The 23,017-nt window shown below is 57.0% G+C and carries 21 protein-coding genes; 10 read left to right on the forward strand and 11 right to left on the reverse strand.

The genetic code is table 11. The features are described from left to right. On the forward strand, nucleotides 1-1,041 hold a 1,041-nt coding region (locus P1U71_RS14500), incomplete at its 5' end, for a sulfatase-like hydrolase/transferase (protein ID WP_301106336.1). 82 nt (nucleotides 1,042-1,123) lie between these two features. On the opposite strand, the gene P1U71_RS14505 is transcribed toward P1U71_RS14500, so the two are convergent. Together P1U71_RS14505 and pobA are read right to left on the reverse strand one after the other, a co-directional pair. Then, nucleotides 1,124-2,095, reverse strand: coding sequence for a DNA/RNA non-specific endonuclease (locus tag P1U71_RS14505; RefSeq protein ID WP_301106337.1), 972 nt, complete (start codon nucleotides 2,093-2,095; stop codon nucleotides 1,124-1,126). Between the two features lie 155 nt (nucleotides 2,096-2,250). Then, on the reverse strand, nucleotides 2,251-3,432 hold the full coding sequence (pobA, locus tag P1U71_RS14510; protein WP_301106338.1) for a 4-hydroxybenzoate 3-monooxygenase: 1,182 nt from the start codon (nucleotides 3,430-3,432) through the stop codon (nucleotides 2,251-2,253). 148 nt (nucleotides 3,433-3,580) lie between these two features. On the opposite strand from pobA, the gene P1U71_RS14515 reads away from it, so the two are divergent. From P1U71_RS14515 to P1U71_RS14540, 6 genes are all read left to right on the forward strand, one after another. Then, entirely contained in the window at nucleotides 3,581-4,492 is a 912-nt protein-coding gene (locus P1U71_RS14515) for a BadF/BadG/BcrA/BcrD ATPase family protein (protein WP_301106339.1), read from the forward strand. After that, nucleotides 4,489-5,619 carry an N-acetylglucosamine-6-phosphate deacetylase gene (gene nagA, locus P1U71_RS14520; protein WP_301106340.1) on the forward strand — a complete coding sequence of 377 codons (1,131 nt, stop codon included), beginning with the start codon at nucleotides 4,489-4,491 and terminating at the stop codon, nucleotides 5,617-5,619. The genes P1U71_RS14515 and nagA overlap by 4 nt, the downstream gene beginning before the upstream one ends. A gap of 97 nt (nucleotides 5,620-5,716) precedes the next feature. Beyond that, nucleotides 5,717-6,751: an ABC transporter substrate-binding protein gene (locus P1U71_RS14525; RefSeq protein ID WP_301106341.1), complete on the forward strand. Its 1,035-nt coding sequence runs from the start codon at nucleotides 5,717-5,719 to the stop codon at nucleotides 6,749-6,751. 7 nt (nucleotides 6,752-6,758) lie between these two features. Continuing rightward, nucleotides 6,759-7,529: an ABC transporter ATP-binding protein gene (locus P1U71_RS14530; RefSeq protein ID WP_301106342.1), complete on the forward strand. Its 771-nt coding sequence runs from the start codon at nucleotides 6,759-6,761 to the stop codon at nucleotides 7,527-7,529. After that, a complete protein-coding gene (locus P1U71_RS14535; protein WP_301106343.1) occupies nucleotides 7,519-8,334 on the forward strand; it encodes an ABC transporter permease in 816 nt (271 codons plus the stop codon). Before P1U71_RS14530 ends, P1U71_RS14535 begins: the two co-directional genes overlap by 11 nt. 108 nt (nucleotides 8,335-8,442) lie before the next feature. After that, nucleotides 8,443-9,153, forward strand: coding sequence for a GntR family transcriptional regulator (locus tag P1U71_RS14540; protein WP_301106344.1), 711 nt, complete (start codon nucleotides 8,443-8,445; stop codon nucleotides 9,151-9,153). On the opposite strand, the gene P1U71_RS14545 is transcribed toward P1U71_RS14540, so the two are convergent. The 4 genes from P1U71_RS14545 to P1U71_RS14560 form a co-directional block, all read right to left on the reverse strand. Further along, nucleotides 9,150-10,901, reverse strand: a complete 1,752-nt coding sequence (locus P1U71_RS14545; protein ID WP_301106345.1) for an ATP-binding protein — start codon at nucleotides 10,899-10,901, stop codon at nucleotides 9,150-9,152. The genes P1U71_RS14540 and P1U71_RS14545 overlap by 4 nt on opposite strands. A 321-nt stretch (nucleotides 10,902-11,222) precedes the next feature. Continuing rightward, the gene (locus P1U71_RS14550) at nucleotides 11,223-12,443 is read right to left on the reverse strand and encodes an alpha/beta fold hydrolase (protein WP_301106346.1); all 1,221 of its coding nucleotides are present in this window, start codon (nucleotides 12,441-12,443) and stop codon (nucleotides 11,223-11,225) included. A gap of 26 nt (nucleotides 12,444-12,469) precedes the next feature. Then, a complete protein-coding gene (locus tag P1U71_RS14555) occupies nucleotides 12,470-14,017 on the reverse strand; it encodes a class I adenylate-forming enzyme family protein (RefSeq protein ID WP_301106347.1) in 1,548 nt (515 codons plus the stop codon). A 102-nt stretch (nucleotides 14,018-14,119) separates the two neighbouring features. Next, nucleotides 14,120-14,674 carry a hypothetical protein gene (locus P1U71_RS14560; RefSeq protein ID WP_301106348.1) on the reverse strand — a complete coding sequence of 185 codons (555 nt, stop codon included), beginning with the start codon at nucleotides 14,672-14,674 and terminating at the stop codon, nucleotides 14,120-14,122. A 452-nt stretch (nucleotides 14,675-15,126) separates the two neighbouring features. Between P1U71_RS14560 and P1U71_RS14565 the strand changes: the two genes are divergently transcribed. Next, nucleotides 15,127-15,540, forward strand: a complete 414-nt coding sequence (locus P1U71_RS14565; protein WP_301106349.1) for a hypothetical protein — start codon at nucleotides 15,127-15,129, stop codon at nucleotides 15,538-15,540. On the opposite strand, the gene P1U71_RS14570 is transcribed toward P1U71_RS14565, so the two are convergent. From P1U71_RS14570 to P1U71_RS14580, 3 genes are read right to left on the reverse strand one after another with little or no spacing between them, the layout of a single operon-like run. Next, nucleotides 15,541-15,981, reverse strand: coding sequence for a YqaA family protein (locus tag P1U71_RS14570; RefSeq protein ID WP_301106351.1), 441 nt, complete (start codon nucleotides 15,979-15,981; stop codon nucleotides 15,541-15,543). It lies immediately after the preceding gene. Between the two features lie 10 nt (nucleotides 15,982-15,991). Continuing rightward, nucleotides 15,992-16,690, reverse strand: a complete 699-nt coding sequence (locus P1U71_RS14575) for a glutathione S-transferase N-terminal domain-containing protein (RefSeq protein WP_301106352.1) — start codon at nucleotides 16,688-16,690, stop codon at nucleotides 15,992-15,994. A gap of 4 nt (nucleotides 16,691-16,694) precedes the next feature. After that, nucleotides 16,695-17,309 carry a 2-hydroxychromene-2-carboxylate isomerase gene (locus P1U71_RS14580; RefSeq protein WP_301106353.1) on the reverse strand — a complete coding sequence of 205 codons (615 nt, stop codon included), beginning with the start codon at nucleotides 17,307-17,309 and terminating at the stop codon, nucleotides 16,695-16,697. Nucleotides 17,310-17,414: 105 nt separating this feature from the next. Here P1U71_RS14580 and P1U71_RS14585 point away from each other — a divergent pair, with 105 nt between their 5' ends. Next, nucleotides 17,415-18,407: an aldo/keto reductase gene (locus P1U71_RS14585; RefSeq protein WP_301106354.1), complete on the forward strand. Its 993-nt coding sequence runs from the start codon at nucleotides 17,415-17,417 to the stop codon at nucleotides 18,405-18,407. Between the two features lie 91 nt (nucleotides 18,408-18,498). Further along, nucleotides 18,499-20,223 (forward strand): chloride channel protein, encoded by a 1,725-nt coding sequence (locus tag P1U71_RS14590; protein ID WP_301106355.1) that lies wholly within the window; start codon nucleotides 18,499-18,501, stop codon nucleotides 20,221-20,223. Between the two features lie 4 nt (nucleotides 20,224-20,227). Here P1U71_RS14590 and P1U71_RS14595 read toward each other — a convergent pair whose 3' ends face one another. Both P1U71_RS14595 and P1U71_RS14600 read right to left on the reverse strand, forming a co-directional pair. Continuing rightward, nucleotides 20,228-21,856 (reverse strand): FMN-binding glutamate synthase family protein, encoded by a 1,629-nt coding sequence (locus tag P1U71_RS14595; RefSeq protein ID WP_301106356.1) that lies wholly within the window; start codon nucleotides 21,854-21,856, stop codon nucleotides 20,228-20,230. 11 nt (nucleotides 21,857-21,867) lie between these two features. Then, nucleotides 21,868-23,017 (reverse strand): hypothetical protein (locus tag P1U71_RS14600; protein ID WP_301106357.1); only part of this gene is annotated, 1,150 nt, incomplete at its 5' end.

Genomic DNA, 23,017 nt, shown 5'->3' on the forward strand with positions numbered 1-23,017 from the left:
GGCGAGGTGGTGAGCGGCTGGTACCTCCGCAATGCGCATCTGCCCGCGCGGGTGGACAAGGCGCATTCGGAAACCGCCTATATGACGGACCGTGCGATGACGAAGATCACCGAGCTTGCCGAGACGCCCTGGTGCCTTCATCTCAGCTATATCAAGCCGCACTGGCCCTATATCGCGCCTGAGCCCTATCACAATATGTATACGGAAAAGGATGTGATGGCCGCCAATCGCGGAGAGAAAGAGCGCGAAAATCCGCATCCGGTGATCGAGGCCTTTATGGCGCATGAGGAAAGCGTCAATTTCTCCGATGAAGACAAGCGCCGCCATGTGATCCCCGCCTATATGGGGCTGATCACGGAAATTGACGATAATATCGGTCGGTTGATGACCTTCCTTGAGGAACAGGGACGGCTCGATGATACGCTGATTGTCTTCACCAGCGATCATGGCGACTATCTCGGCGATCACTGGCTTGGCGAGAAGGAAATGTTCCATGAGGAAAGCGTCCGCATTCCGATGATCGTCAGCCATCCGGGCAGTGAATGTGATGGCACGCGGGGAAGCGAGTTTAAAACTCTGATCGAGGCAATTGACCTGATCCCGACCTTTATTGGCGCCCTCGGCGGAGAGGCAAAACCGCATTTGCTGGAGGGGAAATCCTTCCTGCCGCTTCTGGAGGGGGACAACAGTTCCGAATGGCGCGATTTCGTGATAAGCGAGGCGGATTATTCCTGGCGCGGCGCGCGCCTGTCGCTTCAACTTCCGCCGGATCAGGCCCGTGCCTATATGCTCCGGACCGAACGGTGGAAATATATCTCCTACGATAATTTCCGCCCGCAGCTTTTCGACCTGTCAAAGGACCCGGACGAGCTAATCGATCTTGGGGAAAGTGATTTGCACAAGGAAATCCGCACCGAGATGGAAGAACGGCTCAACCACTGGCTCCGTCACCGGCGCAACCGCACGACAACGTCGCATGAAGAGATCGAGAAGAAGACGGATACGGCGCAAAAGCGCGGCATCTATTTTGGCGTCTGGTAGGGATTATAATATGTCAAACCTTAGTCACATGCTCTCCCCTCATAACTTCATTTTAGAGCAAGTTATGAGGAGAGGGTCACGGCTATACCCAACCCACCTCAGAAATAATCTCGTAAAAATCTTCCAAAGGAAATTTCTCTCTCGCCTCACGCACAGATATATCGCTAGTGATACCTGCATCAAGCTCCAGTAGATTAGCATGCTTTTTCAACAGTGCGTTGCGTTCCTTAATCGGAATGACCTCAGGACCGCTATAAAACTTCAGAGGGTTGCTCTCAAAAAGAGCACTATCGAACTCCAAGCCGGTCCATAGCGAAATTTCCGTAGTCGTTACCTGCATATCCTTCAGTCGAATCCTCGCACGACCCTTAGGGTCTTTGATACTGGGCAAGTCCTGGAAAAATATATATGCCTGAGTTCTCAGTCCCATCCCTTCATCTTCACTTTCACCTACATAAGTGACGATCTTCCAAAAAGCTGCTGGGATTCTCACAGGAAAATCCTCAAACTCTCGAGTATAATAACGATCAGCTCTCGTGAAAATCGGACCCGTCATAACGTTTAGTTTATCGGCAGAAGTGAAGCTTGAGACCAGTAGTTCAATCGCCCGCCAGTCATCTTCGTTGAAGTTTTTATGCTGCATGCAGGCATTTGTGTAGGCGCAACTGTCGTTACTTGCCCTTGTGGCGTAATCGGAGTCATCGCCCCATGTGACGGCAGTTCGTCTCGTTAAATGTCCCCGATCCCACTGAGTGCCTACGTATGGATAGTTCGGAATTTGATTGCTCGCGCCAACCCGACCGTCAACAAACCAGTTTCGCCCCTTCTTGCTCGGGACTTTTTGCATTTTGCTCAGATTGACGTTAGCCGCCGAGTACAAGGCCTGCTTGGTGCTGCGGCTCATTATGAGCGAGTAATTGATATAAGGAATCACAAGCTCACCTTCAGGCAGCCCAGGTGGCTGTAGAATGTCCGCCTGAACGGCCAGCCCCGGCTGAGGAAGCTCAATTTTGTGGCCACTACCTAAGAAATCTACTTGATATCCGTTTCGCATAGCAACTCCTCCCAAATAACTTTCGTCAGGCCTCAATATTAGTCGCAAAGTATGACACAACCAAGTATAGTATCGGGATTCGCCATGAAGAGATCGAGAAGAAGACCGACAGCGCGCAAAAGCGCGGCATCTATTTTGGCGTCTGGTAGATCTTCCTACTCAACATCCTCATAGGGCAGGCCGACATATTGCTCGGCGAGGATGCGGCGGCGATGCTCGGAGGCGAGGAAGAAATTCAGTTCGGAATCGCGGATCTTGTCCTCGATGCTGTCACGATAGAAATGATGCAGCATATTGGTCATCCACCAGGAAAAGCGCACCCCGTTCCAGACCCGGCGGAGCGCGATCTCGCTATAGCGCTCTGTCAGGTCTTTCCGCCCCTCCTTATAGGTCTTGAGCAGGATGCGATAGAGCGTGTTGACGTCGCTCGCCGCGAGATTGAGGCCCTTCGCCCCTGTCGGCGGCACGATATGCGCGGCGTCGCCCAGCATGAACAGGCGGCCATACTGCATCGGCTCGACCACAAAGCTCCGGAGCGGCGCGATGCTCTTCTCGATGGACGGGCCGGTCACCAGCCTATTGGCGGCATCCTCCGGGATACGGCGCCTGAACTCGTCCCAGAAGCGGTCATCGGACCAGTTCTCGACCTTCTCATCGAGCGGCACCTGAACATAATAACGGCTCCGGCTCGCGGAGCGTTTGCTGCACAGCGCGAATCCCTCATCGCTTTTCACATAGATCAGCTCGAAATTGACCGGTGGCGTATCGGCGAGAAGGCCAAGCCAGCCAAAGGGATAGACCCGCTCATACTCGGTCAGTACGCCTTTTGGAATACTCTCGCGGCAGACGCCGTGAAAGCCGTCGCAACCGGCGATATAGTCGCAATCGATCCGGTGTTTTTCGCCGTCTTTCTCGAACGTTACATAGGGCCGATCGCTTTTCATGTCATGGGGCTGGACATTCTCCGCCTCATAGAAGGACAGCTGGCCGGAGGCGTTGCGCGCCTCCATCAGGTCCTGGGTGATTTCCGTCTGGCCGTAGACCGTGACGGATTTCCCGCCCGTCAGTTCCGTCAAATTAATGCTGTGATACTCGCCATGAACGGCAATCTCCACCGCGTGATGGATTTCCCCCTCCCGCAGCATCCGATCGGCGACGCCCGCCTCCTTCATCAGCTCGACAAAGCCCTGCTCGATCACCCCGGCGCGAATACGGCCGAGGATATATTCCGGGCTCACCCGGTCGAGGATAATATTGTCAATTCCCTGACGATGAAGCAGCTGACCCAGCAGGAGGCCCGACGGGCCACTCCCGATTATCGCGACTTGCGTTTTCATTTTTCGGGCCCTGACCCTAAAATTACGAAGGATGGCATTGCAGCCTGTTTTTTTTGCAATACTATAGGCACAGGCCCTTGATCCGAATTTCAATTTGGAACAAAGGGAATAAGAAAATTCTTTAAGTCGGGGGCGGGCAGCACATCTCATGACAGGATCAGAGGATACACCGGTCTATCTGGCGGCGGATTGCGGCGGCAGCAATTGCCGCGTCCGGCTCTATGACGAGGATGGCGTGGTGCTGAGCGAGGGGCTCGGCGGGCCGGCCAATGCCTCCCTCGGGCTGAAGGAAGTGCTGAGCGAGATATTCCGCGCCACCCGCGATGCCCTCGCCCGGCGGGAGGGCCCGACGATCCCCCTCTCCCGGCTACATGCGGGGCTTGCCATCGCGGGCCTGATCGAGCAGGAGCGGCGCGATGAATTTACGCATATCCCGCATCCCTTCGCCTCCATGACCGCAGAGACCGACGCCTTCGTCGCCCAGCTCGGGGCCTTTGCAGGCGGGGATGGCGGCTTGCTGATCACCGGCACGGGTTCTTGCGCCTTTGCGGTGACGGGGGATGAGAAATTCTATATCGGCGGCTGGGGTTTTTCGGTCTCCGATCAGGGGTCGGGCGCGCGGCTCGGTCATCTTGCGGTGCGCCGCGCCTTGCAGGCCTATGACGATATCCTGCCCTCCTCCCCCTTCTGCAAGAAACTGCTCGCGGAAGTCGGCACTCACCCGGCGGAGGTTTCCGGCTGGGCGCGCACCGCCCGGCCCGCCGACTATGGCGCGCTCGCAGGCCTTGTCATCGAATATGCGGAGAAAGAGGATGAAGTCGCCAAAAATCTCGTCCGGACCATCGCCGAGGAGGTTAACCAGCTGATCCGCGCCCTTGTGCGACGGGGCGTGACGGAAATCCATCATATCGGCGGACTGGCCGACCCGATCCGCCCCTGGCTCGACAAGGCCCATGGCCGCTATGTGGCGCAGGCCCGGGGCGATGTCTTTGATGGCGCACTCCGCCTGATCAACAACCGGACAGGGCTCATCAACAAGACCGGCAAGGCGCGCGCATGAAGACGGCATTTTTCAACGGCTCCCTTCTTGTCGGGCATGACTGGCGACAGGATACGGCGCTCTTGGTCTCTGACGGTGTGATTGAGGGAACCTGCCAGGAGACGGATATCCCGGATGGGTATGAGCTGGAGGATTTAAAGGGCGGCCGCCTTCTTCCCGGCTTTATCGACACACAGGTAAATGGCGGCGGCGGCATGATGCTGAACGACGCAAAAAGCGTTGAGGATATCGCGACAATCGCCGCGGCCCACCGAAAATTCGGCACCACGGCGATGCTGCCGACCCTGATCACCGATAGCTGGGAGAAGATGGAGCGTGTCGCCGCGCTGATCCGGGAGGCTATCGCAGAAGGGATGCCCGGCATCCTCGGCATTCATTTTGAAGGGCCGTATTTGAATCCGGCGCGCAAGGGTGTGCATGACGCAGCGCATATTCGCGATATTGAGGAACGTTTTGTCGATCTCGTGACGGCGGGGGACTTGGGTCAGGTGCTGGTAACGCTCGCGCCCGAAAAAGTACCGCATGACATCATTCGGAAACTGACGGCGAAAGGCGTTCATGTCTCCGCCGGGCATAGCACCGCAAGCTTTGAGGAGATGCAGGCGGCGATGGAGGCCGGGCTTACCGGCGTTACCCATCTTTATAACGCGATGCCTCCGATGGAGAGCCGGGCCCCCGGCCTGATCGGCGCCGCGCTGAATTTTTCGGAATGCTATTGCGGCTTTATCAATGACGGTCATCATGTGCATCCGGCGACGCTGAAGGCGGCGATTGCCGCAAAGGGTGTCGATCACATGATGCTGGTCACCGACGCCATGTCCACCGTTGGCACGGAGGAGACCCGCCTCACTCTTGGCGGTACAGAGATTACCCTAAAGGACGGTCGTTTGACCACGCCGAATGGCACGCTCGCCGGTTCCGCCCTCGATATGGCGGCGGCAGTTCGACATGCGGTGAACCTGCTTGATCTCCGGCTGGAATATGCCGTGCAGATGGCGACAGAGAGCCCGGCGGCCTTTCTCGGGCTTACGTCGTCACATGGACGGATCGCGCCCGGATACCGCGCCGATCTGGTTCTGATGGACGCGAAGATGAGGGTGCAAAAAAGCTGGATCACGGGCCAATAGACCTGCCGTTTCCAATTGACTCCCGACGGAATATCCAAGTAGATAAGGGCCAAAATCATACACTGCATAAAACAGTCCTTTCGGGAGGAATAATTCCATGATGTCGATATCAAGACGGTCGTTCAAAAAGGCGCTCCTTGGGGGCCTTGTCGCCCTTACCGCAATCGGGGGCACGACGCTCTCCGCTGCCGCCGCCGACAAGATCACCGTTGGCGCGCTCCGCTTCACGTCCCACGCGCCGAGCTTTGTTGCCTATGAAAAGGGCTATTTCACTGACGAAGGGCTGGAGGTCGAGTTCAAATTCTTCCAGGCCGCGCAGCCGATGGCGGTCGCCATTGCCTCGGGCGATGTGGATTTCGGGATCACCGCGATTTCCGGCGGACTGATTAACCTGGCCGACAAAGGCGCAATTAAAGTGATCGGCGGCGCGCTGCAGGAAGAACCCGGCATCGACGGCCAGATCATTCTTGTCTCCAAAACCGCCTATGACGAAGGTGTCACCAGCCCCGCGCAGTTGAAAGGCCGCAGCTTCGGCATCACGCAGGCCGGTTCGTCCTTTCACTACATGGCATCCAAAATCGCCGAGAAGGAAGGCTTTTCCACATCCGACATGAAGCTGGTCTCCTTGCAGAAGGTCGGCGCGATCATCGGCGCGCTGAAATCCGGGCAGGTCGATAGCTGGTCCATCGTGCCGCATATCGCCAAGGCAATCTCGAAGGGTCCGGAAATTGTCCAGATCGGCATGGTCGCGGACTATATCCCGGACTATCAGGTGACCACGGTCTTTACCTCCACCGAGAATGCGGAAAATAAATCGGACCTCGTGAAACGCTTCCTTGCCGCCTTCTCCAAGGGCGCGGATGATTTCAACGCGGCGCTTGTCGACAAGACCGAAGGGGAAGACGGGGCCACCGCGATGGTCGAGCTCATCCATAAATATGTCTATGCCGACCGGCCGATCGAAAAGGCGGGCCCGTCGATCCGCAACGGCGCCATGCGCATCAATAAGGGTGCCGCGCTCAACCTCACCAATGTGACGGACCAGCTTGACTGGTTCAAATCCGAAGGGCTGGTCAAGGACAGCATCACGATTGAGACTTTGGTCAACACAGACTATGTCGAGACATTCTAAATAGCCGATGGATCTCAGCCTACGCCATATTACGCATCGTTATGATGAGGTTGAGGTCCTTCGCGATATCAATCTGGAGATCAAACAGGGCCAGATTGTCTGCATTATCGGGCCGTCGGGCTGCGGGAAATCGACGCTGCTGCGCATGATCGGCGGGCTGGAGCGCCCGACCTCGGGCGAGGTTTTGCAAATCGGCGAGCCACCCGCAGATTGCCTCAACCCGCTCACCTATATTTTTCAGGATTTCGCGCTCCTTCCCTGGCGCACGGTGGAAGGCAATGTCAGCCTCGCCCTTGAGGATCATGCGCTTTCTGCCACCATGCGCGAGGAAATCATCGCCGACGTGCTTGCCCGCACGAAGCTCGCCGATTTCCGCACCGCCTATCCGCGCCAGCTTTCGGGCGGGATGAAGCAGCGCGTCGCTATCGCCCGCGCCCTCTCCGTCCGCCCCGCCGTGCTGCTGATGGATGAACCCTTGTCGGCCCTCGACAGCCAGACGCGAGAATTGCTCATGGATGATCTCGTCGATCTGTGGGAGAAGGAGAACTACACCGCCGCTTACGTTACCCATAACCTCGCCGAAGCGGTGCGCCTCGGCCACAAGATCGTCGTGCTCTCCCGCCGTCCCGGTGAAATCCGCGATATCGTCGAGATCGACATGCCGCTTTCCGCCCGCACAGGCGAAAATTCGGAGCTGGAGTCGATCCAGAAGCGTCTCTGGACCCTGATGCGCGATGAGGCCCGCGCCGCTGACAGGGAGCTTCTTGATGCGCGATAAGACGACCGGCAATCAAAAAGCAGGAAAGCCGGTTCCGTTCCGGGGCGGCGGCTTCTTGCCAAAACCGAAGAAAATTATCGCGCCGATTGTCTTTATTGCGCTGATTGCCTTCTGGGAATGGGGCTCGCGCACGGGCTTTATCGGCCCGCTCATCCTCCCCGCCCCGTCGGAGGCGTTCGAGGCCTTCATGAACCTCCTGAACACGGGGCTGCTCTGGCAGCATCTCGCGGCCTCCCTGCAGCGGCTTCTGCTCGGCTGGTTTTCGGGCACCCTGCTCGGTATTATTGTCGGCACCTTGATCGGGCTGTTTTCGCTTGCCCGCTCTGGATTGCAGCCGCTCGTCTCGGCAATCTTCCCGATCCCGAAAATCGCGCTTCTGCCGCTGTTTATCATCTGGTTCGGTATTGGGGAGGGATCGAAGGTCGCCACCATCCTGTTCGGCACCTTTTTCCCGACGGTGATCGCGACCTATGGCGGGATCGATAATGTGGACCGCGGGCTGATCCGCATGGGGCAGTCCTTCGGCCTCTCGCGCCTGTCGATTATTCGGAAAATCATCCTGCCGGGCGCCCTGCCCGCCATTCTCTCCGGCGCGCGGATTTCCGCCGCCATCGCCATTATCCTGCTGGTCGCCGCCGAAATGATCGCCGCCGAATACGGCATCGGCGCCTATATCCTGATCGCGGGGAGCCTGATGGCGACGGACCAGCTGATCACCGGCGTTGCCATCCTCTCCTGCATCGGGCTGATCTTCGCCTGGGTTATCGGCAAAGCGGAAAAATACTTCCTGAAATGGCGCGCCTGACCCCTCTTTCGCCAATTCGGAACTTTCAAAAATTTTTTGTAAAATCCACTAAAATCCTGCGTTTAATTAACCCTTTCTCAACCACCGCAGTGGCAGACTGCGGGCATTATGACATCTGTCCTGCAATATAAAGCACGGCCGTCTCTGGTGCCGAGGAAGCAATCGCTGACCGACATGGCCTATTCGGCCATCAAGGCGGAGATCAATGCGGGCAAAATTCCGCTCGACAGCTTCATCAATATTCCGGAGATCGAGCGCCAGCTGAATATGAGCCGCACCCCGATCCGGGAGGCCATGCTGCGCCTGCAGACGGAAAAGGTGGTGGTGATCGTCCCCAAGCGCGGGATCCGCATTCTTGCGCTCAGCGCGGGCGAGCTTGCTGAATATTATCAGGTGATCGCCGGGCTGGAATTGCAGGCCATCGGCAATATCTGTACTCGCAAATTATCACGGACCGACATCATGCCGCTTCTCTATGCGTTATCCGGCGAGGAGACCGCGCTTCGAAGCGATGATCCCGACGCCTGGGCGGAAGCGGACGAGAAGTTTCATCGCAGCCTGTTTATCCTGAACGGCAATAGCAAGCTGCAGGAGACCGGCCTTTCCTTCCGCGATATTATTCAGCGCGCCAATTTTGAGGCCATGCGTCATATCGAGGCCGAGCAGAAGGAGCGTTGCCTGCGCGATCATAACGAGGTGAAGGAATTGCTGCTCTCTGCCAATGAAAAACTCGCGCGAGAGCGGTATCTCGATCACAGCAAATGGCTGAGCGCCCATATTGCCGACATCCTGATGGAGAAGAGCGTCGCCCGCCTCTAGGAGGCCGATGCCGTCGTCATGATGCCCAAGGCCCCCGGCTGCGGCGCCACTGGAATTTTCACCACAAAGTCCGATCCGATCCCCGCATAGGAATTGCAGGTGATCTCCCCGCCGAGATTGCGCAAGGTTTCCTGCACGGCGCTAAGGCCGATGCCGAGGCCGCCGCACATCTGCGCCGCATTCTTCATGCGCACGCCGCGTTCAAAAATGCGCGGGATATCCTCTTCCTCGATCCCGATGCCCGTATCCTCGATCTTGAGCATCAGATGCTCCGCCTCCAGCGAGGTGGTGATCTTGATCGCTCCGCCCGGCTTGGTGTAGTTGACGGCGTTGCTGACAAGGTTATTCAGGATGCGCTGAAGCTGCGCGGGAAAATCGATCTCCCGTCCCTCCGGCACATGATTGACCCAGTTGAACATCAACTGATGATCCTGGATCGCCTTGTCGAACTTGTCGAGGGTCGTGGAGATCGTCTCGCTGATCTTCTGCGAGGCCGGCCTGCCCAGATTGACGGCGAGGCGTCCTTCCGTCACCGGGTTCGAAAGCGAGACAAAATCGGCGACATGGGATTTAAGCGACTGCGCGATATCAAGCGCCCGGCTTGCAAAACCCTTCTTGTCCTCCCCGATATGGTCGGTGAATTCCGCGACAAGATCGTTGAATTTCTGGATATCACGGCGGATGGACAGGCTCCCATCGATGGTATCGTTGGTCAGCTTGTGCTCCGCCTCGAACAGGATACGCTCGCGGATTTTAAGCTCCGAACTCTGATCGAACAGCGCGACAATCCGCATGGTGCCATCCCGGTTGGTTGAAAAATCGGCACGTACCGGCAGCTTGCGACCGCTTTGCAGCTCGATCACCGTGGCAATCCGCTTGATCCGTCCGCTCTCGAAGGATTTTGCCTCGCTCACGGGCAGATCGGCATCGATAATCTGCGCGAGCGATGCGCCGACGAGATTGGCGGGCTTCGTCTCCAGGAGTTGCGCCGCCGCCTTGTTGCAATGGCGAATGATCTTGTCCGGACCGGCGATCAGGAACGGCACCGTCGAATAATCTAGGAAGCTTTCCAGCAGCGATTTGGTTTCAGATTTCTCCTGCAGTGCCCGGCGTTTCAGATATTCAAAGCGCAGGCCCATCACAACGGCAATGGCGAGCAGCAGGCCAATGGCAAACAGAGTCGTATAAAGGGATTGCAGATTATCGCGATCCTGATCCATCGCGCCAAGGACGAGAGTGCGGACCTCCGCCTTCTCTTCCTCATAAAGATCGAGGATTGTGCGAAAGGCCGCAAAGGCAGCAGCGTCATTGAGGGAGATGGTGCTATCAATCTCGGCGATCGACTTGCCTTCCTCGCGCAGCTGATCCACCCGGTTGATGGAAACGAAATAATCGCGCAAGGTCGCATCGATCGCCAGCACCTCATTCTCGACTTCGGCGCCGAAATGGGCGCGCAGGATATCAAGCTCTTCCCGGGCGTCATCGAAATGCTTGAAGAAATTCTCCTTGTCTTCCGCCTCTCCCCGCAGAAGATAATCCTTAAAGTTGTGGATCATATTATGGAAACCGACAAGGCTCATCACCTGTTCATTATTATTGGTGGTGTCGGCAAAATGCTGGTCCGCGTCAAGCCATCTGGCCGGCGCATTCAGGGAGTAAACCTGATAGGTCCAGAAAAACAGCAGCGCAAACAGCGCCGCGACAAAGGCGAGAATAACGCCGAAATGCTTATGAAATTGCTCCGTCACTAGAAAATATCCTTACATCGATACGCGATACAAAAACGATGGTTACAATGGTCCTGTAGATAATATCTCAGGGAAATATTAACATATCGTTAATTTTGAAAGCGGTCGGGGGAAGGAATTTTCAGGAGACTAAATTCTGTGGTATTTAGGATGCATTTGGGTAAAACTTTATCCAATTTATGATTATCTAATACAATCATGGCGAAACTGTGTTTTGAATCGGTTGATTCAGTGATTCTTGATCAAAATCGCGGTGGGGCCCTTGACGGTGACCCTATCCGGCGACAGGCGATAGACTAAAAAGGGTGCCCCGCCCCGCCGTCAGGCCATCGATGTCTCGATCTTCACTTCCGAATGCAGGGTTTTATGTACCGGGCAGCGATCGGCGATTTCCATCAGCCGGCTCTTTTGTTCGTCGGATAAGTCGCCGGTCAGCTCTATTTCCCGTGTCATCACATCGATTTTACCGTCCGTCGTCTCGCAGTCGGCGCAGTCCTCCGCATGGATTTTCTTATGCTGGAGTTTTACGGCGACATTCTCCAGCGGCCATTTCTTCCGGTCCGCATACATCCTGATCGTCATCGAGGTGCAGGCACCGAGGCTGGACAGCAGCAGGTCATAGGGCGACGGGCCGCGATTGGTGCCGCCATAGCTGAGCGGTTCATCCGCGAGCAGCGAATGGCCGTTGCTCTCGACATATTGCAGGAATTTCGCCGGCGGTGCGCCGACGACGAGGGTCTCTCCTGCTTCCGGCTTCAGGCGGGTTTTCGGCATGTTCTGCGAAAGTTCAGGAATATACCGCCTCGCCCAGCTCGCGATCACTTCCGCGACATATTGCGCGTCCTCCTTCCGGCTCAACAGATGATCGGCCTTGTCGAGGGAGATAAAGCTTTTGGGGTGCTTCGCCGCGACAAAGATGTTCGTCGCATTATTAATCCCGACGATATTATCGAGGGGGCTGTGGAAGATCAGCAGGGCTTTTCGCAAATGATGGAGTTTTTCCGCCTGGGCCTGATCCTCGATATCCTCCAGAAACTGGCGGCTGACATTGAAGGGGCGTCCGCCGATATCGACCTTGACCACGCCGTCCTTCTTGATCTGGTCATGCTGATCGATGAAATGCTGCCCGGCATGGGCCGGATCGAAGGGCGCGCCGATGGTCGCCACCGCCTTCGCCGAGGGAATATCTCCCGCCGCCGCCAGAACCGCCGCCCCGCCGAGGCTATGCCCGATCAGGAGTTTCGGGGCCTCATACTTTTCGCCAAGGAATTCCGCCGCCTGGAGGAGATCGGCGATATTGGAGGTGAAGTTGGTATTCTCAAACTCCCCGTCACTCTCGCCAAGGCCCGTGAAATCAAAGCGCAGGGTGGCAATGCCGAGGCTGGTGAGCGCCGCAGAGACGCGCGAGGCCGCAAACACGTCCTTCGAGCAGGTAAAGCAATGGGCAAAGAGGGCATACATCAGCGGGGTGCCAACCGGCAGATCCAGCCGTGCCGCCAGCTTGCCCCCGGTTCCGTCAAACATCACTTTTTCCGAGCGCATCTGCTTTCCTTCCTGATTTTTTTAGGTTACGTCCAGTAGGGATCCCTAAGTTCCCGTTTTACCACCTTCCCAAGCGCATTGCGCGGGAATTCCACGCGAAGTTCCGCCCCGCTGATCCGCTGGCTCTTGGCGAGGCGGTCATTGGCCCATTTCACAATTTCGGTGGTATCTTCGATCCCGTCCCGCCCGATGACAAGCGCGAGCGGGGTTTCCCCCCATTTTTCATGCGGCACGCCGATCACCGTCACATCGAGGACATCCGGATGCTCGCCGATGATCGCCTCGATATCCGCCGGGAAGATATTAAAGCCGCCGGAGATGATCATGTCCTTCTTGCGGTCCATGATATAGAGATAGCCGTCCTGATCGATGCGGCCGATATCACCGGAGCGCAGGAAGCTGCGCCCGTGACGGTCGCGGACGGTAATCGCCTCCGTCAGGTCATCGCGCTTGTAATATTCCTTCATCATCCCCGCGCCATAGCCGCAAATCTCCCCGACCTCATCGCGCGGCAGTTCATTGCCATCATCATCGAAGATTTTAAGATCGAACCCCAGCACCGGCTTGCCGACACTCCCCGGCTTGACGGCGTGCATATCGGGATTGCACATGGACCCGAACCCTTCGGAACAGCCATACAACTCGGTCAGGTTCGGCGTCAGGCGCTTCAACACCTCCGCCTTCGTGTCGGGCCGGAGCGGCGATCCGGCGCAGAGCACCGTCTCAAGCTGGCTGAGATCGTAGTTGTCGAACTCCGGATGATCGAGGGTGACGATAAACTGTGTCGGAACCATAAAGGTATGGGTGACCTTATGGGCGACCGCCGTTTCCAGAAGCGCCTTCGGGCTGAATTCGGGCATGATGACGAGCGTGCCGCCGACAAACAGGATTGGCAGCATCATCAGCCAGGTGCCGTTGGAATAAAGCGAGGTTGTCGTCATCGCCACCGCATTTCTGTGAAAACGAAGCTCAAGCGCGTTGCTGTAGGACCAGTGCTGCCGCGCGCGGTGGGTCTGGACAATCCCCTTCGGCAGTCCCGTGGTACCGGAGCTGTAGATGATGTTGAAATCATCCTCCAATCGATAGGTGACCGTCGGCATCGTATCGGCGGCATGCCCAAGGAAGCTTTCAAAATCGAGCCAGCCGTCGGCGGTGAAGTCCGCCGCGACAAAATTCTCCGGCGCAATTTTCGGAAGCTTGCCCCGGATTTCGGTAATCCGGTCGAGATAGCTTTCCGTTGCGATCAGAAAGGACGCATCACAGTCATCGATCAGCACGGCAAGCTGCTCCGCCGTCAGCAAGCCGCTCAAGGGCACCACGCAGGCCCCGGCCCGCACGACGCCATAGATAATCTCCACCGCCTCGATATTATTGCTGACCAGCACGGCGACCTTATCACCCCGGCCAATCCCGCGATTAATAAGGGCATGGGCGATCCGGCTCATATTTTTATCGAAATCACCCCAACTCCGCCGTTCATCACCGCAGATGAGAGCGTCTTTTTCCGGGCTGAAGGTGGCATGGGTGGACCAAAGGTCGGGCAGGAATACATTGGTATCGTCGATCACGGTCATCTCTTCCCCATTTTATTTTTCTAGTTTTGGGGAATGATAGCCGAATGGAGAACCGCGTCAAAGCCTATGTGACCGCCTACCGCTTTAGAGGGTGAGCAGGGCTCAGCTTTCGTCGGCGAGAACCAGTTTCTTGAAGATATCATCAATCCCTGCACTGGGATCGAGGCCATCGAGCACGGATGAGGTCAGGCTTGAGCTATCCATCAGGGCCATCTCCCGCGCGGCATCGGCGGTGGTACCCGGCATGGCGGTTTCAAGATATGTGGTATCCGTATAGGACGGGGCGGCGCTTATCTGGATAACATCGAAAAGCTGATCGAGATCGATGTTGTCCCCGGCGATTTCCGGCAACGCCTCTTCGAGCGGGAGCGAAGACGGGGGTTCGGCATCTTCCGAGGGGGCGGTGGCAATAATCTGATCGAGATCGAATGTCTCTTCCTCGGCATAGACAAGGATGTCCATATCAACCGGTTCGGCGTCAAGAGACGCAAATGCGATAAATTCCTCCCCCTCGTTTCCGAGCATATGGGGGAAATTCTTAATAATTTCGATGGCCGCCGGATCATGCTGGACGGCGTTGATGAAAAGCGTATCGCTTTCATCGCTTGCGAAAAGTATATCCGCACCAATCTCGTTCAGAGGCATTTCACTATCCATAAAGTTCGTCTGTCCGGCCAGAGCGGTGACAAGGAACAGACTGTCAATATGGAGAGAATATCGAATGAAGGTTGCGATTTCATACCCCATTCGGGGGATATGATGAAAAAATAATAGAAAAAATTTTTAATAAAAAACAACGCATTACAGGCCATTATTGAATTCATGGTTAACGGTGGTGAAATTCGCCAGGTAAAAGGAATTTTCCTTCATGAAATCCAGAACTTACCCTTTCGGCGCCTGACAGGATCACTCATCCGGGTGAAACCGGGCGGCGGAACAATCGCATAGAAACCAGGGAAATCGGCGAAAGAATACTGCGCCGGACCCCCCAAAAACGTCCTGTATATTCTTTTCACAAATTGTTAACCTTTCTTAACAACCGTTTTTTAATAACTTTGGTTGATCATCGGGAACTGTCAATTTAGATTACTAACCCGATGAGGTGTATTGTGAGCCATATACAGGATGCATTTGCCGCGATGAAAGCGATCTCTACTGTTAAAACCGCCCTTCGGATCGGCGTTATGGCTGCGGGCCTGAGTGCCGCAGTTGTCCCCCTCGCCTCAACGGCAAGCGCGGATGTGGATAATCCCGAATATTTCAAGGTCAAGATGAAACCGGGCGCCACGCTGAATGTCCGTAAAGACCCGTCGATCAAGGCGAAGAAGATCGGAGCCCTCCAGGGGGAAACCAACGGGATTGTCAATCTTGGCTGTCATGTCGGCATGCCTTATCTTGAATGGCGCAATTCCACGACCGCCATTCGTAAGGTCGAGACCCGCCGCAAATGGTGCAATATCCAGTATAACGGCATGGTTGGCTGGACCGCCGGTCAGTATCTTGAGGCCGACCGTCTCGACTGACTACCCCATCCAGATTAGCGCGACCTGAAGAATAAACAGGTACCGCGCTAGTTTTCCGATGCTCACCAGTATCAGGAAGAGCCAGAAGGGCACGCGCAGCATCCCCGCCACGATGGTCAGCGGATCGCCGATAATCGGCGCCCAGGCGAGCAGCAGCGACCATTTCCCGTAGCGGTCGAACCAGTGGACCGCGCGGTCATAATGCGTCTCCTTTATGGGAAACCATCGCCGGTCCCTGAACTCCGCGAAGAACCGCCCGAGGAACCAGTTCACCACCGATCCCAGCACATTGCCGGTAACCGCCGCAATCAGAAGCCAGAGCGGCGCGCCAATCCCCTCATTTAATAACAGCGCGAAGGCGGCCTCTGACGTGCCGGGCAGCAGCGTCGCCGAGAGAAAGGCGCTGACGAACAGGCTTGCATAGGCCGCCGCCTCGGTCATAGGCAGATAATCAGCTCTTCGCGGGCCGGCGCTGCGCCATCAGGTTCTTGCGGCTTTCCTCACTCCATTTTCCGGTCGGTTTGCCGAGATCCCGCCCGACCTCATACCCGCGCCGAAGCGCCGGGCGCGCTTTCAGGGCGTCATACCAGCGGCGAATATTGGGAAACTCACCCAAATCGATCTCCTGGCGCTTGTAGGTGATGATCCACGGCCAGCAGGCCATATCGGCGATGGAATAGTCGCCGCAGATAAAGTCCCGCCCCTCCAGCCGGGTATTCAGCACATCAAAGAGCCGGAGCGCCTCCGTCGAGTAGCGTTCCTGCGCATACGGGATTTGTTCGGGCGCGTAGAATTTGAAATGCCCGTTCTGGCCGAGCATCGGGCCGAGGCCGCCCATCTGCCACATCACCCATTCGATGACTTCCTTGCGCCCGCGAATATCGTCCGGCATGAATTTACCCGACTTCTCGGCGAGGTAAATCAGGATCGCCCCGGTCTCAAAGACCGAAATCGGCTCTCCGCCATCTGCCGGGTCCTGATCGATAATGGCGGGCATGCGGTTATTGGGGCTGATTTTGAGAAAATCCGGCTCGAACTGTTCGCCCTTGCCGATATTGATCGGCATGACGCGGTAGTCGAGGTCCATCTCCTCAAGCGCGATGGAGATTTTCCAGCCGTTCGGCGTCGGCCAATAATAAAGATCAATCATCGGATTATTGTCCGCCCAGCTTTGCTTCGATCAGCGGGAAGCGGTCATTGCCGAAATACATATCGCTGCCATCGAGGAACATGGTCGGCGTGCCGTAGCCGCCCCGCTCGATCACCTCCGCCGTGGTGTCTTTCAGCTTGTCCTTATAGACGGGATCGTTGATCTTTTCGAAAAAACTCTCTTTATCCAGCCCGACATCGGCAACGATCCCCTCTATCACATCAACCTGCGAGATATCCGCGCCCTCACTCCAGTAACGCTCAAACACCCGGCGGGCATAAGGAACGATACACCCTTCCTCTATCGCCACGAACGCGCCGCGCATGGCTTTCACGCTATTGACGGGGAAGATAGGCAGCTTCGACGTCGGGATGATCTTGATGCCGACATACTCCGCCCAGTCCTGCAAATCCTTCTGCATATAGCGCTGCTTCGGGACCACCGGGTTCTCGCGCGAGGCATAAACCGACGGATTGACCGTGTTGAACACGCCGCCGACAAGAAACGGATGATAGCTGATGTCCAGATCAGGCTGCCGCGCCGCCATCTGCTGCAGGCTTTCAAAGGCCAGATAAGTCCAGGGGCTGGAACAATCGAAGAAAAATTCAAGTTTATGCATGGGGTCGGCTCCTTCTATTTATTTTTTTAACCGCTTGCGCCGTGATCCTAACATAGTAACATTATTGGATAAAAAACAAGACGCTGAAAAAAGGGATGTTGTTAAATGCAGAAGCGACCGCTTGGAAGTGACGGATTGAGGGTGGGGGCCGTTGGCCTTGGCTGTATGAGTTTTGCCGGATTTTATGGGGCCACGGACATCAAGGAAAGCCATGCGACGCTGGCCAAGGCGATGGACCTCGGGGTCGATTTCCTCGACACCTCCAATGTCTATGGCGCGGGCAAGTCGGAAGAAGTCATTGGCGCCTTCATCAAGGATCACCCGAACTTCTTCAAGATCGCGACCAAGGGCGGCATCAAGCGCGAACCTGGCGCAACGGAACGCACATTTGATAACAGTGAAGACTATTTACGCGGTGAACTTGAGAAATCACTTAAACGTCTCGGCGTCGAGCATGTGGCGCTTTACTATATCCATCGGCAGGACCAGACCCGCCCGGTCGAGGAGGTCGTGGAGACACTCGTCAAGTTCAAGAAGGAAGGCAAGATCGGCGGCTTCGGCTTTTCCGAGATTGCACCGACCACCTTGCGCCGCGCCCATGCGGTGCATCCGGTGATGGCCGTCCAGAGCGAATATTCGATCTGGACCCGCCTGCCCGAGCTTGGCATGGTGCAGGCCTGTCAGGAGCTGGGCACGACCTTCGTTCCCTTCTCCCCCGTCGGGCGCGGTATCTTCAGCCAGAAGCCGCTCGATCCCGCGACTTTCACCGAGACGGATTTCAGGAAGAACAACCCCCGCTTTATCGAGCCGAATTTCTCCTACAATATGAAGGCGCTTGAGCCCTTCAACGCCATGGCGGCGGACAAGGGCGTAACGCCCGCGACCCTCGCCATTGCCTGGGTACTGGCGCAGGCAGGCGACATGGTGCCGATCCCCGGCACCCGCAGCGCGGATCATTTACAGGAATGTGCGGACGCCGATGCCATGAATCTTACAGCGGCGGACCTTGCCGAGATTGAAAAAATCCTCCCCCTCGGCTTCGCCCATGGCGCGCGCTATACCCATAACCAGCTTTGGGGAACGGCGGTTTACGGTTAGGCGCCAAAATTCCCTTGCGGATCTATAAACACTTTATCCGATTGGCAAAAAGGGTATGATGCGCCCGATCAGCGTAATTGAGGGGGATTTAATGCCGGAGAATGAAAATCGCAGCATCGTGCTTCTCTGTGTCCTTGCTGTCTTTGTCGGTATCATTGGCGGTGTCGGGGCGTGGGTCTTCCGGATGCTCATCGGCTTTTTCCACAATCTCCTGTTCCTCAAGCAATTCAGCTTTCATTATGACGCCAATATCCATACGCCGACCGATGTCTGGGGCGCCTGGGTGATCCTGGTGCCGGTGGTCGGCGCGGTGGGCGTCGCCTGGCTGGTGAAAACCTTCGCGCCGGAGGCCAAGGGCCACGGCGTACCGGAGGTGATGGATGCGGTTTATTATAACGAGGGGCGCATCCGCCCGGTTGTCGTAATCGTGAAGTCCCTTGCCTCTGCCCTTTCCATCGGCAGCGGCGGCGCCATCGGACGCGAAGGACCGATCATCCAGATCGGCGCGACCTTCGGCTCGATGGTTGGAAGCTGGGTCGCCATGCCGACACGCCAGCGGGTCATCCTGATGGCGGCGGGTGCCGGCGCGGGCATCGCCGCGACTTTCAATGCGCCTCTGGGCGGGGTCTTGTTCGCGGTGGAACTGCTGCTGGTGTCTGTCAACGCCTTCAGTATCGTGATCGTCTCCATTGCGACGGTTGTTGCCACCTATATCGGACGGCTTCTCCTCGGCGCTTACCCCAGCTTTGAGGTCCCGGCCCTGCAAATCCCCGATTTCGGGATTTCCCCGGCCTGGGGACTGATCCTGTTTATTCCCTTCGGCCTGATCTGCGGCCTTGCCGGAACGCTGTTCGTGCGGGCGATCTACTGGGCGGAGGATCGCTTCGATGCGATGCCCGGAAATTACTACAGCCGCCATATGCTGGGTATGCTGATCGTCGGGATCATGATCTACCTGATGCAGCGCTATGCGGGGGAATATTACCTCGAAGGGGTCGGCTATGCGACCATTCTGGATGTGCTGACCAATGCGCTGTCCGATCCGTGGTTCCTGCTCCTGCTGTTCGCGCTCAAGCTGGTGGCGACCTGCCTCACGCTTGGCTCCGGTGCCTCGGGCGGGGTCTTCTCGCCGTCCCTTTACATGGGGGCGACCCTGGGCGCGGCATTCGGCACGATAGTCCAGTCTGTCTTTCCGGAAACCGGCATTGGCATTCCGGTCTTCGCCATTGCAGGGATGGCGGCGATGGTCGGCTCGACCACTGGCGCGATCTTTACCGCCATCGTTATGCTGGCCGAAATGACGGGTGACTACAACACGGCGCTGCCGACCATTCTCTGTGCGACGACGGCCTACGCCCTGCGCCGGAAACTATCCCCCGCCAGCATCTATACCCTGAAGCTCAACCGACGCGGCCATGCGGTGCCGGAGGGGATGAATTCCGCTTTCCTCGCGGCGAAACAGATCAAGGATATCATGACGCGCAATTTCACAGCCCTGCCTGAGGGTGACGCCGCACCCGACAGCCCCGGGATCGTTATCTGGACACGGGAGGGACGGATCACGGCGGCGGAGCGACGCTTTGTGGACAGGGGCCGCCCTGAAGAAGCCCTTACCTCCGTTGGTGCGCCGGAGCATTATGTGATTGTCACCGAAACAGCCGGCATGGTCGATGTGTTGCAGAAGCTGCGGCAAAACGGTGCTGATATCGCGCTCGTCTCCACCGCGCCGGATGCCGGCATCGCCGAGGATATCGTCGGCGTGGTCACGGTGACGGAGATTTCAAACGCCCTGAAAGACGCGGCAATCCTGCAATAGGTGGCTAGAACGCTTCCGCACGGGCCTTGTTCCAGTCAAGTTGATAACTCGGCCGGATATTCTCCGAAAGCAGTTCGCGTTCATCAAGATAGTCATAGATTTCCTCAGATGACCGTTCCGTATGATCGGCGACCCGCTGGAATATATGATGCGGGGTCAGATCCTCCGGATCGTCAAGGCCGATCGCACCCACCAGCTCGCGGAAGCTTTCAATCGTCGCGTCATGATAATTGGCGACATGCTGCTTGCGGATGGAGACATCCACCGCCCGCGCCCGCGTCTGGTCCTGGGTTGCAATCCCTGTCGGGCAGGTGTTGGTATTGCACCGAAGCGACTGGATACAGCCAAGCGCGAACATCATCGGCCGGGCGACGTTACACATATCCGCGCCGAGGGCGATTTTCTCCATCAGGTCGAAACCGGTGACCACCTTGCCGCTCGCGATGATGCGGATGTCCTTGCGCAGGCCAATCCCGACGAGGCAGTTATGCACGAAGGTCAGCCCCTCATCGATGGGGACGCCAAGACGGTTGGTGAATTCAAGCGGCGCGGCGCCGGTGCCGCCCTCCGCTCCGTCCACGGTGATGAAATCAGGGGTAATGCCGGTTTTCAGCATCGCCTTGCAGATGCCCATGAATTCGCTCCGGTTGCCGATACAGAGCTTGAAGCCGATGGGCTTGCCGTCGGTCATTTCCCGCAATTGTTCGACAAAGGCCAGCAATCCCTCCGGCGTGGAAAAAGCGGAATGCGCAGGCGGCGAGATAACCGTTTTATGGGCAGGAACGCCGCGAATTCTCGCGATTTCCTCATCCACTTTCGCTGCGGGCAGGACACCGCCATGGGCGGGCTTGGCCCCCTGGGAGAGCTTGATCTCGATCATCTTGACGATGTCACGGTTGGCATTGACCTTGAATTTTTCGGCGTCGAAATTCCCCTCATCACTCCGGCAGCCGAAATAACCGGTGCCGATCTGCCAGATGATATCGCCGCCACCCGCCAGGTGATAGGGGCTGAGCCCCCCTTCCCCGGTGTTATGGGCGAAGCCGCCGATTTTCGCCCCGGCATTCAGCGCATGAATGGCGTTCGGGCTGAGCGCGCCGAAACTCATGGCGGAGATATTCAGGCGGGAGGCATTATAGGGTCGCTTGCAGTGCGGGCCGCCGACCACCACCCGCGCCTTGTCCGGATCGACATGCTTGGGCGCAAGCGAATGACTGGCCCGCTGATAGCCGACTTCCAGAATATCCCACTGGGTGCCGAAAGGCTGGGTATCGAGGCCCTTATGCGCCCGCGCATAGACAAGATCGCGCTGCATCCGGTTATAGGGGCGTCCGCTCTCGTTCGTCTCGATGAAATATTGCTGGATTTCCGGGCTGATAAACTCAAGCGCATAGCGAAGATGCCCGATGACGGGATAATTCCGGAGCACGTTATGCTCGGCGAAATGCATATCATAGAGACCGAGGGCGATATAAGGGATCAGCAACCATAAAAACCAGACAACGGGTGGCCAGAAAAAATGAATGGCAAAGACCAGCAGCAGGCCGAGGGCGGAAATCGCAAAGAAAATCTTCCGGGCAATCGTGCCCATGTCCTTCCTGAAAATCGATTTTCTGATAGTTCTTATGATCATCCGGGCTGTCCTTAATCGAAAATCTGTCCATGCTTGAATTGCTCATCCTGCCCCGCCGCCGCGGTGAGCGCCGCGACATTGTCCTTGGTGAAAAAGCCGTCGAAGCCGTGGCAACGCTCCACATATTCCGTGATCAGGATGGTGTTTTTCGAATGTTTCGAGAAGATCTGCTTGAGGTTCGGCTCATCCTTGCATTCCCCGACCACATGGGCGAGGAAGGCCACGCCTTTTTCTTTCAGGGCGTCCACGACGAAATCGACATTCTTCTCGCCCGTTGCATGATCGCCGTCCTGCACCTCGATCGCGACATGATGCATCCGCCGCCCGTAATTGCGCACGAAGGTTTCCGTCGGCATGGGCCGGTTCTCGAAGCTGTTGACAAAGGAGGGTGTATTGTTGGCGGTGAACACCTTCGCCGGAGAGAGCTTGTCATCCAGGACCGAGCCATTGCGATTGACGTTGGTCGAGGAGTTCATGTCCATGATATTATAGGCGCCCCAGAAATAATAAGGCACATGGGTCAGGAATTCGAGGATCGCATCCTCCCGATCCGCGGCGAGAATACGGGTCGCCATATGATCCACCCCGAGAAGAAGTTCGCCCACGCCGGAACTTTCGGCGAAGGCCGCCGCCTCATCAAGCTCGCCCTGCTCCGCCGGGGTCAGTTCATAGCGCCCGCCGAGACCGAGGCTGTCCGGGTCGTTGAAATCATGGCCGCTGTAGCCGATGCGATTGCCGGTAAAATCCGATGGCATGGTGAAGAGGAACCCGTCGGCGGCGTAGAAGGGGTTTTCAACCTCTCCCTTATATTCGAAGCGGGCCGCCTGATCCTCCAGGACTTTTCGGATTTCGTCGTTATCCCGGCTGTCATAGATTTCCCCGACATAACGGCTGTGGGGCGTTGCGCGCGAGAGGGGATACATCCGGTTGACACGGGTGATATATTCCTCAAACGCGTGGCTGAGGGGCTCCATCAGGATCAGGGCGGGAAAGACCGGCCGGCTGTGCAGGACATGAAACTTGTGGGTTTCCCCGACATAGCTCGCCGCGTGACGGTAAGGGGTCATCTCATATAGCTCGATCATCGTCGCGATGCTCGTGCCCGGCTCCACCTGCGTGACCAGGCAGCGCATATTACCAACCAGATCCTCGATCCCGCTG

Origin of the sequence: Sneathiella sp. (genome assembly GCF_029233945.1) — a bacterium.
Lineage (GTDB): Bacteria > Pseudomonadota > Alphaproteobacteria > Sneathiellales > Sneathiellaceae > Sneathiella.

Bases quoted from the DNA above. Each gene is read 5' to 3' on its own strand.
- P1U71_RS14505 (WP_301106337.1), bottom strand. From the start codon at position 2,095: ATGCGAAACGGATATCAAGTAGATTTCTTAGGTAGTGGCCACAAAATT.
- pobA (WP_301106338.1), bottom strand. From the start codon at position 3,432: ATGAAAACGCAAGTCGCGATAATCGGGAGTGGCCCGTCGGGCCTCCTG.
- P1U71_RS14515 (WP_301106339.1), top strand. From the start codon at position 3,581: ATGACAGGATCAGAGGATACACCGGTCTATCTGGCGGCGGATTGCGGC.
- nagA (WP_301106340.1), top strand. From the start codon at position 4,489: ATGAAGACGGCATTTTTCAACGGCTCCCTTCTTGTCGGGCATGACTGG.
- P1U71_RS14525 (WP_301106341.1), top strand. From the start codon at position 5,717: ATGATGTCGATATCAAGACGGTCGTTCAAAAAGGCGCTCCTTGGGGGC.
- P1U71_RS14530 (WP_301106342.1), top strand. From the start codon at position 6,759: ATGGATCTCAGCCTACGCCATATTACGCATCGTTATGATGAGGTTGAG.
- P1U71_RS14535 (WP_301106343.1), top strand. From the start codon at position 7,519: ATGCGCGATAAGACGACCGGCAATCAAAAAGCAGGAAAGCCGGTTCCG.
- P1U71_RS14540 (WP_301106344.1), top strand. From the start codon at position 8,443: ATGACATCTGTCCTGCAATATAAAGCACGGCCGTCTCTGGTGCCGAGG.
- P1U71_RS14550 (WP_301106346.1), bottom strand. From the start codon at position 12,443: ATGCGCTCGGAAAAAGTGATGTTTGACGGAACCGGGGGCAAGCTGGCG.
- P1U71_RS14555 (WP_301106347.1), bottom strand. From the start codon at position 14,017: ATGACCGTGATCGACGATACCAATGTATTCCTGCCCGACCTTTGGTCC.
- P1U71_RS14560 (WP_301106348.1), bottom strand. From the start codon at position 14,674: ATGGATAGTGAAATGCCTCTGAACGAGATTGGTGCGGATATACTTTTC.
- P1U71_RS14570 (WP_301106351.1), bottom strand. From the start codon at position 15,981: ATGACCGAGGCGGCGGCCTATGCAAGCCTGTTCGTCAGCGCCTTTCTC.
- P1U71_RS14575 (WP_301106352.1), bottom strand. From the start codon at position 16,690: ATGATTGATCTTTATTATTGGCCGACGCCGAACGGCTGGAAAATCTCC.
- P1U71_RS14580 (WP_301106353.1), bottom strand. From the start codon at position 17,309: ATGCATAAACTTGAATTTTTCTTCGATTGTTCCAGCCCCTGGACTTAT.
- P1U71_RS14585 (WP_301106354.1), top strand. From the start codon at position 17,415: ATGCAGAAGCGACCGCTTGGAAGTGACGGATTGAGGGTGGGGGCCGTT.
- P1U71_RS14590 (WP_301106355.1), top strand. From the start codon at position 18,499: ATGCCGGAGAATGAAAATCGCAGCATCGTGCTTCTCTGTGTCCTTGCT.
- P1U71_RS14595 (WP_301106356.1), bottom strand. From the start codon at position 21,856: ATGATCATAAGAACTATCAGAAAATCGATTTTCAGGAAGGACATGGGC.